Below are 14,849 nucleotides of genomic sequence, written 5' to 3'. Positions count from 1 at the left end.
CGCGTTAGCAACGACTGCGCGCCGCTGATGATACATCTTCAGATTTATCGTTGCATAGTTCTTGCAGCACATTTTGTGGAACACAAGGATTTAGCGCAACAGCTCTTCGTACCATGGAAGCTAATACAATTGGAGCGTTTTCTTCTGCACTAACACCAAGGGAGGCGAGATATTTCAATGTTTCAGCACTTATGCCATCCGATTGCGCACCCTCTAAACGCATTTTCCAAGAAGCTTTTGGATTGCATAATGCAGCATTTCGAACTGCGTTACATGAATCTTTAGTAAGTCTTCCAACTAACCAATTTTTAGCATTTTTATTTTCAGCAACAGCCAAACGTACTTTATCAGCAGAATCTTCAGAAAGTTTCACTAATATGTTTGGGAAAGGCATTTCTGTAGCTAAATAAATACGGTCTTCTTCTGGAGTATTGATATTACCTGCAACTGCTTCAAGCAAGGAGGTGGCTCTAGAAAATGCCGCTTGGTCTGATCGATCCGGTAATTCTCTCCTAGCAAATTCATGAAGCTCAGCTGAATCTTCGCTATGTCGTAAATGCTCATATACAGCAGTTAAAGGTTCATAAGATGAATCGTCAATAGTGTTTGTTTTTTCATTAGTCTTTTCCATGAAATCACCTTTAACGCTTAGTATCTATCAGCTTATTACTTAGAGTACCATCTGCTTCCGGCACAACACTTCCAGAAAAAGCATTCTGAACCATATCAAGAAATTCTTGTGATTTTAAAGTTGGAATAGCAATATTAAGAGAAATTTCAGCACCATAAATTTCGTTGTCAATTATGCCTTCCATTTGGCTTACAATATGCTGCAACATTCGCAATTGTTGATATTGCAACTTGCAAGTAAAACGAGTGCACGTAATAATATCAACTATTTGCGCAGATTCTACTGCCATACTTGCTGCACGCGCATAAGCTCTGGTTAGGCCACCAGCTCCAAGCAAAATACCGCCAAAATATCGTGTTACTGTTACTACACAATCTGTTAAATTTGACGATCTAAGTACATCTAATATTGGTTTTCCTGCTGTTCCAGTTGGCTCACCATCATCACTCATGCGCTCACACAATTGAGCTTTCGACGAGCCACAAATTGCAGCATAAGCAACATGACGAGCTTTAGGATTCTTAAAACGCACTGATTGCATAAATTCCGCAGCATCGTCAAGATTATCAATATGACAAATGCATCCAATAAACTCTGATTTTTTCTCTACGAAAGAAGCCTCGAAAGGCTGTGATTGCAATTGACGAACAGTGTGCAGAATATTATGCGAATTAGTCACTAGATACTACCCAATACTACGCTTTTTCGTAACGCAATAACCTGTCAATGATACCAGAAATATCTTCCATTGCTGCATCGGCACCTTCTTCGGTACCAATTTTTACAGATTCATGTATTTCTTTATTGACATGTTCCCTTGCCACTATCACTGCTAAAGAATGTAAAGCAGCAGTTGCAGCGGAAAGCTGCATAAGAACATCTTGACACTTCGCATCGTTTTCAATCATAGTATTGACTGCTGCAAGCTGACCTTGTACTCGATGCATGCGTACTATCAGTTTTTCTTTATCAATATCATAATTTTTCATCGTTACTCCGATTTATCAATTACACAACCACATAAAGGTTATAACATCATATATAAATTAATACAATAAATCGTTGTATCTATATTATGCATCATCGTATTATTTATTGCAAAATGACGCGTTAATCTACTTCAAAAAAATCTCAATAGACTAACGCGCCAAATATTCTACATTAAAAATGCGCTATTTCACTAACCGACGCCTCATTGGAGGAATCCCGCCATGTCGCGCTCCACCAGACATTCTCCCATGCTTAGGAACTATAGATGAAAAACGACCTAACGATAAACCTGAAGCAAAGGTTAACGTAATAACAGCCAGAAGTATCACAGTTATTGAAGAAGCACCAGTAACAGCAAGCGATGTTGGAATTGTATTACTTCGATTAACATAATTCTTATTAGCATTTTCGTTGCTATTTGTGCTGTCGTGTTGATTGGAAGCATTATCATTCACATCATTTTTCGAATCAGTTGAATCATCACTGCCAGTTTTACTATGATTTTCTTCTACATTTTCTTTGTTTTCTTTATTATTCTCCTCATTTTCATCATTCTTAGAACGATCCTCGCCGCCGGAAACTTGCACAGTCTCTCCTTCTACACCCAATGCGTGAGTTGCTAAAGGATTACCCTGAGCATCGTAAACTTCAGCTTTCCAATAAACAGTTCCTTCATGATCTAATGTAATATCTGCAGAACTTACAGAAATAGAAGACTTTTTACTTTCTTCAGCTTGTTTATTTGTAATATTTACGCGAGATTGAGGCATTTTTTTCTCAATTTCAGCAGATATTACAGTTTCCTTAGTCTCTTTAGTTTCCTTAGCTTTCTTAGCTTTCTTAATCTCCTTAGTTTCAGAATCACTGCCATTCTTAGCATCGCCATTCTTAGCGTCACCATTCTTAGCATCGCTACATTTAGCTCCATTAGAATCACTCTTATTCCCCTTACCATCTTCATACTCGTATGCACTAAACACTACGTAACTTCCTTTTGGCAACGTGCCAGTAATACGAGCATTATCGTGGAACTTTTCACCAGCCTTAACTTTTTCATCGCTTACTCTAGTTGTAACAGATACAGGGGTAGTTAAAACATCCGGTTCAACTAAGGCACGACTCCACAATCCGTCATACGCGGATTTATGAGCTAAAGCGCGTGAAGAACCAGGAAAATCATAAACAAACACATACCATCCTGACTCACTATTTTTATTAGCGCGAATATGCACGTTATTTTCCAAAACTTTCGGCTCAGTAGTAGACCTATCAGTTCCAGCAATAGGTCTAAGCGTAATATTTCCGTTGCCAATCTTGTACACGCCATTAACTGCAGGAACATCCCACTTTGCAATCAAACGATGATGACTATCTTCTTTTGGCTCTTGATAAGACGGCTCGCCTTTAGATCCCGGCATATAATTTTCGTTGTCTTTTTTAGTAGGATTTTCGCTACCTGCACCAGCCCACCAAACGCGAATATGCGCTTTTTTATCTTCATTAAAGCCGTAACTGTTATTTCCCTTAAAAGATCCGTAAGTTTCAGGAAGACCTCTTACAGTAATCTCATTAACAATTTCCGTATTAAGCCCAACAGTTTGCTGCTTAGCAACAATATCTGAGCTCACGGTTGCTTGATGAACAGCCGTAGTGTCTGTAGAACCAAATAGCTGCACAACATCATCTTTCAGAAACTCTCGGTCAGATTTATTCTGAGAATCGCGAGAAATAATCCAAACCCATGTGCCAAACAAACCTGCTTCTAAATCATTTACTTTATAAGCTTCTGCTTTATCAAGATCAGATGCTGTAATATCGCCATTAGCGCGTTTTGCTACTGCAGTTATAGTTTCGCCAGAATTAGAGAAATTAGCTTTAGCCGCAGCAACTTGGCGCAAATTAGGCATAGAACGCATGCGATTCAAGTACTCTTTAGCAGATTCACCACTATTTCGCTGTTGAATATGCAAAATATCTTCAGCTGAACCTACAAAATAGTAGCCTTGCGCGCGAAGACGAACATTTTCTGGCCAAGAATCATTTCCTGCAACACTGCTAGTTACAGTACTATCTACCTGCTCTCCTGCACGCAGCTCATGCTTTGATATTTTCGACTTAAGTAACGGCTGGAAAGTTTTTTCTACACCAAAAGAAAAATCTTGCGGATACCATGTATTTTCAAAAGATCTAATCACATCTTGACCATCTGGAGAGAATAAACGTTCAGCTTTTGGAGCGTTAAAAGAAACTTCAATTCGAGCGTTTCCAGCATCAAGTGCGTTCCAAGTAATATCTAAACCTTCTTTTTTAGATTTTCCTTCAAAAGACTCAGATCCGTTAGCAAATTTAATAAGATTATTTGAGGATTTTACTTTAATAGGTACTCCTCCTAAAGAATCTCCATTAGAATTTTGCAGACTAATATGCATTACGCCAATGCGCTTGCCCTTAGTGTAATCATTTTTTAGCACAGCCTTAACCGGAGTTTCTTTAACACCCTGCTGCCACAACTTATCTGCCTTATTCCTTAAAGTTTCTGTTTCAACGTCTACAAATCCGTTTTCAACAGCCTCCTTCCATCTATCTTGATTAATATCAAAATGATTATGAATCATAAACGCCAAAGCAGCCTGAGTTAAATCATCGTCATTGTTGTTGTGCGTTTTAATAATATTTGCAGCAATACGATAATCTTCACCATTCATCTGCTTAATATTGCCTTTGTAATCTATAAACACGGAAGATTCCATGCAAAAAATAGAATTCTTTCTACCCTCCCACTTATCCGTAACAGGACCGAGCCTTAGCCTTGCAATCTTTTCGCTTAGCCATTCAACAGTATTCGACTTTTTGTAATAATAACCCGTTAATTTATCGACAGATCCCATAGCAATTTGCGAACAAAGCACCGAAGGAACTAGTACTGCGGAAGTAAACAATGCCAACATTTTGCGAATATTTTTTTGTTTCATGAGGTTTCGCAATTTATTCGCACAACTAAAATTAGTATGCTTCCCCAAATATGTTTCCATAAAAATCTCCTTTAACCCAACCCTTAATGCAATAGCGAATTATGAGAATAATTTTCTATTTGCATTGAACACTAGAGTAAGCGCTCATGACATCAACTATGACTTTAGAAAAGATTTGCGTAAATATTTTTTTAGTATTGTGGTTAAAAGGTAGTATTTGGATAAAAGTTATGCACAAATCCACAATTTTGCTTAAATCTCTTGCCTAAATTTTTGCCGTTTACCCGCCGCTTACCCAATTTTTTCATGTGGAGATTTTTAAAAAAACAAAAACTCCGGACTGCAAAAAGCAATCCGGAGTAATCCGCGGAGTCAGAGAGATTCGAACTCTCGAGCCGCTTACACGACTAACACCTTAGCAGGGTGCCCCTATCGGCCACTCAGGCATGACTCCACTTGTTTACTGTACATAACAGCAACAGATTGACACTATAGCACCTCTTAAGGACTGTAAACAAGCTTGGCGACACACTTTAAGATAACATTTAATATAACAATATCCAGTGCTACACAGGATTGTGATCTCCAGAAAACGTTACAACTACAGCAAACATAACAAGAATTATTCCTGCAATATCAGTCAATGTTGGAATTTCACCAAATCCCATTCCAATAATAACCGCGATTGCAGGATACAACGCTTGCATAACAGAGTATTTTGCAGAAGTAACACGTTTCAATAAAACCTGATCAAGCAAAGTTGGGAAGAAAGAAGCACATATTGCAATAACCAACATTAACGCAAGTAAAGCAAAAGAACCACCAGGGCGAGCAGCCCAAGTAGCTTCTGGTTTAGGCGAAATAACATGCTGCACTGCAGGAACAGCAAGAACAACAGATTGCAACAGCCAACCAATAAGAGCTGCAACACTTACACGATCAATAGCGTGCGAACTTTTTGCCAACATGCGACCTGAAACAATATATAGGCCCCACATTGAACCGCCAACAAGAATGGCGAATAACCCAATTAGAAAATGCGGGCTTACTGAACTATGTATAGAAGCGCTAGCTAACAGCATAATGCCACAAACAGCAATCACAATTCCCACACGCTCTCGCCATTCATGACCTGTAATAACAGCTACAAGCAAGGGACCTATGAATTCTATAGTTACCGCAACACCAACAGCCATGCAACTAATAGCAACATAGAACATAGTGTTCATAGCAACTAACGACACGCCAACAGCTGCAACAATCCCCCATTCTCGTAGCGTTTTTGGCAAAAGACTACGTTTGCTGCGAGAAAATGGTCTTCTCCAAGCCAAAAGCAACAATGTCATAAATCCTACGCGATACCACACTGCATACAGAGGATCCAATTGGCTAAAAGCTACTTTTGCAACAGAAGTTGCTGTATACACCATTGAAGCCTCAATGACGATAATAAGCAGCACAGGCATGCGATGTAAAAGATTGACGACAAATTGCTTCATAGCAACAACCCTACATGAATATTGATTCGACATACGCTTTTTTACAAAAACATTAGTTTAATCCACAAATTTTTTCCATAAAATCGAACGTTTGTTCTATTATAAACTTATGAGTACAGCACCGAGAGTACAAGCAGCGAAACGTGATTGGGGGCACGACACCTCAGGTTGTAACATACTTCATGTCGACATGGATGCATTTTATGCTTCTTTAGAAGTTGCAAGACACCCGGAGCTTAAAGGAAAGCCGCTTATTATCGGCACAGGCAATCGCGCTGTTGTTTCTGCAGCAAGCTACGAAGCGCGCGCTTACGGCGTTAATTCCGCTATGCCCGTTGTTAAAGCTAGAAATCTTTGTCCACAAGGAGTTTTCTTGCCAGTTGACATTCCTTACTATTCAAGCGTTTCCAAAAGTATTTTTGAAAATATTTTTTTGCATATTACTAATCAAGTTGAAAAAGTTTCTGTTGACGAATGCTATATGAATGTTAAATCGGCTTTATTACAGTGGAAATCGCCTGTAAATATTGGAACTTGGGTACGAAAAGAAGTATTTGAAAAGTATCATATTACATGCTCGGTTGGCATTGCCAGCAATAAACTTATTGCAAAGATGGCTTCAACTAACGCAAAACCTAACGGAATGCTTCTTATTCCGCAAAAATGTAATGAAGATTTTGTGTCAATAATGCCATTGCGCGCAATACCAGGAATTGGCTCATCTTTAATACATAAGCTTGAGGATTGGGGCTTATCTACTGTTGCGTCGCTTAAAAATGTTGACGAAGCAACGCTTACTCGCATAACGGGTTCGCAAATCTTAGCAAGAATGATATATCAATCAGTTAGGGGCATAGACGAGCGCACTGTGACTGCACATGCCCCTGAAAAATCCATTGGAACTGAGCGAACTCTTGATACAGATACCACGAACGAGAATGCTGTTAAACAATTACTACAGCAATGCTGCAGCGAAGTAACTCAACAGTTGCGAAACAGAAAACTTATGGCACGCACTATAACGTTAAAACTACGCTTTGGCGACTTGCATTATGTTACTAGATCTTCTACTTTGCAAAACGCAACTGATTCAACACACGAGTTTTACGAGCATGTCGTTGTTTTGCTTTCTAAAGCTAATCCAACTGTGCATAATTACATTCTTGGAGGCAATAACACAAAGCTTTTAAGCCCAGTTCGTTTAGCTGGTGTTACAGCGAATAATCTTGTGCCAGCAAACAAAGTTTCACTTCAGCCTTCTCTAAACGATATTCTGGAGGAAAATACTCGCGAATCTAAAAATCCTACACAAAACATCATGTCCACAATGAATAAAAATACTAGATTGCGTCGCGCAGAACACGCTTTAGATGCCGTTCGCAAAAAATACGGCAACAACGCTGCCCACATTGGATTGTAAACTCGCGCCACATTAAATAATACTTTGCAAATAATTAATTACTTGCTTTATCTGAACGCGGAGGCAAGGCTGCAACGCGAGCTTCATCCCATCCGGAAGCTCCAGCATCTGTAGCTCCTCCCAAATCTCCGAGCTTGTCGAAATAATCAACCGCAGCATCGCGATACCACTCCCAGTCTTCTGGCAAATCATCTTCATAAAAAATAGCTTCTACTGGGCAAGCCGGTTCACAAGCTCCACAATCCACACACTCGTTTGGGTTAATATAAAGCGTTCGATCGCCTTCATAAATGCAGTCTACAGGGCATTCATCTACACACGCTTTGTCTTTTACATCAACACAAGGCTCTGCGATTACATATGGCATAACGCCCTCCTTTCTGCTTTTATGCAACTTTTCTATTATAGAACATTTTTGAAAAGTCTATGACACAAAAAGTCGGCATGCGATATAACCGTATGCCGACTTCTTGCTAAATAAATAATTTATTAATTTTGACTATCTTGCGAGGCTGCAGCAGTCGCCTCAGCTTGAGCTTCTGCACGAGCCTGCTCCTCTGTTTCTCCTTCAGCTACCTTCTCTGCAGCAGCAGCATCTTGAGCAAACAAAGTTTCAACCGGAACACCGAGCTGCTTAGCTTTACGTAACTGCCTGCCAAGCAAAGAATTGCGGTAAGAGTAGCCGAAGTATACCGCAAAGCCTATTGCCAGCCACACTGCAAAACGAATCCAAGTCAATACAGACAAGTTAAGCATGAGCCAGAATGTAGAAAGTGCTGCAAACAGCGGAAGCCATGGATTGCCAGGAACGCTAAATGAACGGTGCAAATCTGGTCTGCGCATACGCATAATCGGCACACCAGCAGAAACAAGCAGGAATGCAGAAAGCGTACCAATGTTCACCATGTCGGAAAGAATGCCAATATCGAGAGTGGAAGCAACGACTGCCACGACAATACCAGCAACAATCTGAAGTCTTGCAGGAATACCACGCTTGCTTACCTTAGAGAAGCTACGTGGAAGCAAGCCATCGCGGCTCACAGCGAAGATAATGCGCGTAAGACCGAGCAAAAGCACCATCACAACGGTTGTTAAACCAATAACAATACCGAGGGAAATAATCTTTGCAGCCCAAGTAGCACCCACAAGTTCGAAACTTGTAGAAAGCGAAGGAGCGGCTTGCTTTGCCAAATCCTTATAGGAAACCATACCAGTTGTTACGACTGCGACGAGGATGTAAAGAACAGTAACGATAAACAAACCAAGGCCAATGCCTCGTGGAATGTTCTTGTGCGGATCCTTAGTTTCTTCTGCTGTTGTTGCAACAACATCAAAACCGATGAATGCGAAGAACACGAGAGCCGCGCCGGAAAGAATACCTGGAACGCCATAAACAGCTGGCTGCATGCCTGTTACCCACTGCCACAAAGGCTGTGCCATAACCCCAGAGACTTCTATTCCCTTTACACTTGCAGCGTCGGTTGCAGGTGGCACAAATGGCGTAAAGTTGGAAGCTTTAATGTAGAAGAAGCCCACAACAACCACGAATAGAACGATACCAATCTTCAAGATTGTTAAAGCGCCGTCGAAGCGTGCAGAAAGCTTAGTTCCAAGGACAAGCATAGTTGTAAAGAATGCAACGATTATAATCGGAGCAACATCAATAGTGAAACCACCTAAGTTAAAACTTGTGGTCATATTCAAACCGAAAAGCTTCATTAAATCGTTAAGATAAACGCCCCAATACTTTGAAATTACTGAGCCAGCCATCAGCATTTCTAGGATCATATCCCAGCCAATAATCCAAGCAATAAGCTCACCAACTGTAGTATATGTAAACGTATAAGCAGATCCAGCAACTGGAATCATAGAAGCAAATTCTGCGTAACACATTGCAGCAGAACCGCATACAATGCCTGCAATAATAAAGCTAATAATTACAGCAGGACCAGCATGAAATGCTGCAGCCTGAGCGCCAACAGAGAAAATACCGGCACCAACAGCGACAGCAACACCCATAACTGCCAAATCCCAAGCATTTAATGTACGTTTAAGATGGCGTTCACCATCCATAGTCTCAGCGATAGTCTGTTCAACAGACTTTTTTCTCCATATTTGCATAATAAACGCACTTTCGTTGAGGTATAGGTATAAAGGTATGCCGCAATCAGAAGCGCATCGACAAATTTGCGAAACAGTTGCGACTTCACCTATATAAAATTTCTACTTAATTTTCTTTATTTATTCCTGTAAATGTAATTAAATAAAAAATTTATATAGATAATGTAGGTAAATATTACACAAAACATTGCTTACACGGTAGTTTTACCGTGTGTTCCTTTATTATTTGTGAAAATTTAAATAATAAACTTATATATTACTGCATAAAACGCATCATATTCGTAAAATTTTCAGTTTATAGAAATATTTATTACAACAGGTTCAGGAATAAGCGTTACACCAAACTTACTTTGCACACCACGGATAATAGTTTTTGCCAAATTTGCAATATCGTCACAAGAAGCATTATTACGATTGGTAAGTGCCAAAGTATGCAATGAAGAAAGCCCCGCAGGCGAAGGTTTCCCATTTTCTATAAGCCTAAAACCCTTATGGAATCCAGCATGGTCAATAAGCCAAGCTGCAGAAGTCTTTATACCATGCGATCCATCTTGCATAATTGCATCAAATTTAGGAGCATCTTCTGGCAAAGTATCGGCTTCACTAGTACTAAGTATTGGATTCATAAAGAAACTACCGCAACTATGACGATCACTGTAAATATTATCGCTCTCTAAAAATTCGCCAGTAACATAGTCTTCACTTTGCAATCGCAAAGCAAATTCAACACCTTCAGCACACTTTGTACCACGCATCCACAGCTTATCGTAACGAGAAGCATCCTCAAGCATGCCTTTAGAGGCACGAACGCGCAAAACTTCACGACGTATTGCTGCTGTTTGCATGCGCTCACCCAATTCTACGTGCAAAGCATTAGCTAATTGCGAATGAGAAACAACGCCGGTTGAATTATGCTTCAAACAAAAAGTAACAGACAGTACAACGTAACGAGGAGTAGGAAAATACGAATCCGCAGGGACTCCTACTGAAGAGTACATACTTTTTTTAAGCAATGAAGTGCGATACCCAAAATTTAAAGCATCCTTTTGCAACTCCATAGTTGATTTTGTTTCGCGATCCCAAACTTCTACGGAAGTAACACTTTGAGATACTTCTTGACCATAAGCGCCAATATTTTGTACAACAGAAGCCCCAACAGTGCCAGGTATGCCAGAAAGACCTTCTACACCCTCTAAGCCAAGAGAAATCGTATGTGAAACAAAATCATCCCAATTACAACCAGCTTCAGCATTGATATGCACTAAATGAGCACCACTTTGCAAATCAATGCCATCTTCTGAAGGTGCTGCTTCATCAAGCACATGAATATCACGTCTAGCATCTCGCACAACAACGCCGTTGAAATCCTCATCGCTAACAAGCATATTAGAGCCGCCACCGATAACACATAAAGGCAAACCAGCTTCATCAGCATCTTCTACCGCTTCAATAACAGCAACGCGACTTTTTGGCTCTATAAAACGCGCAATTTTGCCACCTACGCCAACAGTTGTTATATCTGCAAAGGATGGATTATTTACTAAAGATGCTTGCATACTCATGGTTTAAATATTAACAGCAATAAATAACAAAAACCCCGCATTAAGCGGGGTAATAAGCATAAAATCTGCGCAACTAGCAATAAGCTTAAACAAGCCAAAATCGTGAGCGCAGTAAGCTGAAGATTCAGCGAGTCTCGCGATGAAGCGTATGCTTGCCACAGCGTGGGCAGAACTTGTTCAACTCAAGACGATCAGGCGTATTGCGACGATTCTTCGTCGTGATGTAATTACGCTCTTTGCACTCCGTGCATGCCATCGTAATGCCCGGACGGATGTCGGCGCTCTTGCTTGCCATTTCGTTCACCTCTACAATTCATTATTGGCCAGCCAGTCTCCTACTGGCCGTTGTAGCGAGGAAGAGACTCGAACTCTTGACCTTACGATTATGAGTCGTACGCTCTAGCCAGCTGAGCTACCCCGCCAGAGAGCCTCGAGTGAGAATCGGACTCACGACCTCTTCCTTACCAAGGAAGTGCTCTACCACTGAGCTATCGAGGCGTGGCGGGTAGTGGATTCGAACCACTGAAGCACGAAGCGGCTGATTTACAGTCAGCTCCCTTTGACCACTTGGGAAACCCGCCAGCAGTCTCCGTAAGAAGTGAACTTCAAACGGCAACTTTGTTATTTTGCCACGAAATCGCGACTAATGCAAGATTAAGACACGCCGAAAGCAAAACTTTTATGCAAAAAAGCTAGTTATTTAGCGAAAAACCCTCTTTTTTTAAATTTTCGCAAACTGTCAAAACTCTGTCATTAGCCTCGCGCTCGCCGATACTAATGCGAATACCTTCACCAGCAAAAGCGCGAACAGACAATCCTGCAGCAATAAAATGTTCTGTTACTTTCTCAGTATCTGCCCCAAATGGCATCCAGAAGAAGTTTGCGTACGCATCCTCAATATTCCAGCCTTGCTCGCGTAAAGCTTCAACAATGCGCTCGCGCTCAGCAACGAGAGATGCAACACGAGTACTCATCTCCTTGCTTGCTTCATCTTCCAAAGAAGCCAAAGCTGCGACCTGCGCTATTTGAGACACTCCAAATGGCACAGCAACTTTACGCATACCGTCTACGACTTCAGCCGGAGCAATACCATAGCCAATGCGCAAACCTGCCAATCCATAAGCCTTGGAGAATGTTTGAGCAACAACTACATTTGGATACTCATGGTACAGCTTTATGCCATTTGCAGTGCCTTTTGCTGTGTTAAACTGCACATAAGCTTCGTCAATAAGTACAAGAACGTCGCTTGGCACAGCATCTAACACCTTGCGAGCTTCCTTCTCGCTAAGTGAAGCAGAAGTTGGATTATTAGGATTATTCAAAATAACCAAACGCGTGCGATCGCTAATAGCCGCAATCATAGCGTCAATATCATGGGAACCATCAGCACGGTTAGGAATCTGAACGCTTGTAGCACCAGCTCCAGTCACAATAATCGGATAAGCTTCAAAGCTTCTCCAAGGATATATGACCTCATCTCCCGGACCTGCAACCAAGTCAACAAGCTGCGTAATAACTTCCGTAGAGCCGCAACCAAGCACGACTTCGTCTGCAGTCACACCAAAACGCTTGGCAAGTTCTTCAACAACTTCTGTGCCACACATATTAGGGTAACGGTTTATTACATTAAGAGCGCGATTTGAAATCGCTTCTTTTACGCTTTGCAAAGGCTCATAAGGATTTTCGTTACTAGAAATCTTATACGCACGAATGCCGTCCAATTTAGGAGCTGGCTTACCCTGCTTGTAGCTAGGAATTGTATCTACAATATTGCGGTGTTTGTATGTCATACTTCTCCATCATACTCCACACATGCCTTAACTGTGCAATAGCAAAAATCCGACCAAAACCTTACAACCACGTAAAGTTTCTGCCGCCTATCCAAATATTCCACAGACATTCTTACGTACCGCAATAAAAAACGCTGGGAACAACGTTTCCGTCATTTCCAGCGTAAGTTTTATTGTTTCAACCGGCTAAATACTAGCCAAGAATTGCAAGCACATCACGAGAAGACACGATTAAGTAGTCCTCACCTTCATAATGCACTTCAGTTCCGCCGTACTTGGAATAAAGGACCTTGTCTCCAACCTTAACATCCATAGGAATGCGCTCGCCCTTATCGTCGCGACGACCAGGACCTACGGCAAGAACTTCACCCTGCTGTGGCTTTTCCTTGGCATTATCTGGAATATACAAGCCAGAAGCAGTCTGAGTTTCCGCTTGAGCTTGCTTAACAATAATCTTATCCTCCAACGGTGTGAGCTTAATCGACACTGTTGCCACCCCTTTCATAAGAGATACTATTTCGTACGCAAGAAACAATCCGACGAGGCTGACGATCACGTCCGCAACCGCACTTACGCTCTATGCCTCATAATACCGCGAATTTAGCACTCTAACAACTCGAGTGCTAATCTTTTAAGAAAATTTTTAGAAAACTCTTAAATCATACATTTCGACGAGCAAGAACATCATGCAAATTTGCCACGCCGAGTGAGTCTTCAGAACTCTCTGGAGCATCCACTTCGCTCACTTTTTCTTTTTCGTGGAACTGAGAAGAGTTTGTAGCAGCAAAATTAGCAGCGTCATTGGCATTATCAACATTAGCAACTGGTACAGCTTTAACTACTTGCTTAGTTGACTTAATTTCCAAACTTTCTGGAGTACGAGATGCTAAATTAGCATTACCTGAATCAGACTTAGTTTGTGAATCAAGCGAGAACGAAATTAAATCTTGATTAGACTGATAGTTTTGCTCCGAAGCCACAAAAGCGTTAGAAGAATCGTATGCGTCTTTATTTTCCGCCTCAACGATATTAGACTCTTTAGATTCAGATTCTTCTTTATACAAACGCTCACGCAACGCTGCATTGCGCTCTTGCTCCGCACGATGTAACGCAACACGAATTTCGCTCTGCTCCATAACCGAAGTTTCAGTATTGTCACGAGACGCATCATTTCGAACAGGCACTACAGTCTGAGATACAGAATATTCAGCACTGTCGTTTTGAGAAATCGCATCACTACTGTTGATTTCTCCATTAAAATCAGAATCAGATGCAGAAGAATAATCTTTCAACTGGCGTATAACAGCACTATTGTGGCGTTCGCACAGCTCATCCTCAGCTTTGCATTTCGAAGCAGCGCGCATTGTTGCAATACGCACCTCCCAAGCACGAGCATGCTTAGAAGCACGAGCTCCAAAATAAAGCACTACTGCCAACATAGCTCCAGGAATAAGAGCAAAAACTGGAGAAAATATACCAGAGCATCCTGCTAAGAATACGACAAAAGTCAAGGCAGCAAGCGCAACTACCAACACACAACGACGGCGTATTGCAGCACGCCTAGCAGCGCGAATGCGCGCAATATATTCAGGAGTTAATGTTCGTTTTTGTTGTGTCGGTTGCATACAAGCCCCTTTTGCCAACATACTAGTACCGTCGCAAATGCGCGCAGTACTCCACTCACCTACAAGATGAAGTGTTGGTGAAAACCTATCCTCGCGATGCTCAAGCATAGACTTCATGCCGTTAACCGTGCGTTTAGGCAACCACCCGAACCATAAGGCTACGAGGATGACTAATACGAGTACCGCACTCACCGATTCATAACCCATAAGTATTAATATAAAGAAGTCATAGGATGTGT

13 protein-coding genes and 4 tRNA genes are annotated in these 14,849 nt (G+C 41.2%); 1 reads left to right on the top strand and 16 read right to left on the bottom strand.

The genetic code is table 11. The features are described from left to right. Nucleotides 1–4: 4 nt before the first annotated feature. From D0T18_RS01440 to D0T18_RS01415, 6 genes are all read right to left on the bottom strand, one after another. Nucleotides 5–631, bottom strand: a complete 627-nt coding sequence (locus D0T18_RS01440) for an AbrB family transcriptional regulator (RefSeq protein ID WP_116440345.1) — start codon at nt 629–631, stop codon at nt 5–7. Between the two features lie 10 nt (nt 632–641). Beyond that, entirely contained in the window at nt 642–1,310 is a 669-nt protein-coding gene (locus tag D0T18_RS01435) for a YigZ family protein (RefSeq protein ID WP_102155447.1), read from the bottom strand. Nucleotides 1,311–1,326: 16 nt separating this feature from the next. Beyond that, a complete protein-coding gene (locus D0T18_RS01430) occupies nt 1,327–1,620 on the bottom strand; it encodes a metal-sensitive transcriptional regulator (RefSeq protein ID WP_004109707.1) in 294 nt (97 codons plus the stop codon). 183 nt (nt 1,621–1,803) lie between these two features. Further along, entirely contained in the window at nt 1,804–4,653 is a 2,850-nt protein-coding gene (locus D0T18_RS01425; RefSeq protein WP_116440344.1) for a peptidase, read from the bottom strand. A 307-nt stretch (nt 4,654–4,960) separates the two neighbouring features. Next, nucleotides 4,961–5,047 (bottom strand) — tRNA-Ser (locus D0T18_RS01420). 112 nt (nt 5,048–5,159) lie between these two features. After that, nucleotides 5,160–6,092, bottom strand: coding sequence for an EamA family transporter (locus D0T18_RS01415; RefSeq protein ID WP_004105538.1), 933 nt, complete (start codon nt 6,090–6,092; stop codon nt 5,160–5,162). Between the two features lie 109 nt (nt 6,093–6,201). Here D0T18_RS01415 and dinB point away from each other — a divergent pair, with 109 nt between their 5' ends. Then, a complete protein-coding gene (gene dinB / locus D0T18_RS01410) occupies nt 6,202–7,512 on the top strand; it encodes a DNA polymerase IV (protein ID WP_116440343.1) in 1,311 nt (436 codons plus the stop codon). Between the two features lie 34 nt (nt 7,513–7,546). On the opposite strand, the gene fdxA is transcribed toward dinB, so the two are convergent. From fdxA to D0T18_RS01360, 10 genes are all read right to left on the bottom strand, one after another. Then, nucleotides 7,547–7,879 (bottom strand): ferredoxin, encoded by a 333-nt coding sequence (gene fdxA / locus D0T18_RS01405; RefSeq protein WP_004109733.1) that lies wholly within the window; start codon nt 7,877–7,879, stop codon nt 7,547–7,549. A 122-nt stretch (nt 7,880–8,001) separates the two neighbouring features. Next, nucleotides 8,002–9,633 (bottom strand): APC family permease, encoded by a 1,632-nt coding sequence (locus D0T18_RS01400; protein WP_064621619.1) that lies wholly within the window; start codon nt 9,631–9,633, stop codon nt 8,002–8,004. A gap of 290 nt (nt 9,634–9,923) precedes the next feature. Further along, on the bottom strand, nt 9,924–11,195 hold the full coding sequence (locus D0T18_RS01395; RefSeq protein ID WP_116440342.1) for an FAD-binding protein: 1,272 nt from the start codon (nt 11,193–11,195) through the stop codon (nt 9,924–9,926). Nucleotides 11,196–11,319: 124 nt separating this feature from the next. Beyond that, nucleotides 11,320–11,490, bottom strand: coding sequence for a 50S ribosomal protein L33 (gene rpmG / locus D0T18_RS01390; RefSeq protein WP_004105548.1), 171 nt, complete (start codon nt 11,488–11,490; stop codon nt 11,320–11,322). 53 nt (nt 11,491–11,543) lie between these two features. After that, nucleotides 11,544–11,617, bottom strand: a tRNA-Met gene (locus tag D0T18_RS01385). A 4-nt stretch (nt 11,618–11,621) separates the two neighbouring features. Further along, nucleotides 11,622–11,693: transfer RNA gene (locus tag D0T18_RS01380), tRNA-Thr, on the bottom strand. A gap of 1 nt (nt 11,694) precedes the next feature. Continuing rightward, nucleotides 11,695–11,776: transfer RNA gene (locus D0T18_RS01375), tRNA-Tyr, on the bottom strand. Nucleotides 11,777–11,887: 111 nt separating this feature from the next. Beyond that, on the bottom strand, nt 11,888–12,985 hold the full coding sequence (hisC, locus tag D0T18_RS01370; protein ID WP_116440341.1) for a histidinol-phosphate transaminase: 1,098 nt from the start codon (nt 12,983–12,985) through the stop codon (nt 11,888–11,890). A 193-nt stretch (nt 12,986–13,178) separates the two neighbouring features. Next, nucleotides 13,179–13,472: a co-chaperone GroES gene (gene groES / locus D0T18_RS01365; protein WP_004114319.1), complete on the bottom strand. Its 294-nt coding sequence runs from the start codon at nt 13,470–13,472 to the stop codon at nt 13,179–13,181. A gap of 172 nt (nt 13,473–13,644) precedes the next feature. Then, a complete protein-coding gene (locus D0T18_RS01360) occupies nt 13,645–14,727 on the bottom strand; it encodes a hypothetical protein (protein ID WP_116440340.1) in 1,083 nt (360 codons plus the stop codon). Between the last annotated feature and the right edge of the window lie 122 nt (nt 14,728–14,849).

The sequence above is a fragment of the Gardnerella swidsinskii genome, assembly GCF_003397705.1.
GTDB lineage: Bacteria > Actinomycetota > Actinomycetes > Actinomycetales > Bifidobacteriaceae > Bifidobacterium > Bifidobacterium swidsinskii.
Note: the sequence above shows the minus strand (reverse complement) of the source record. Positions and strands in the feature narration are given on the sequence as shown.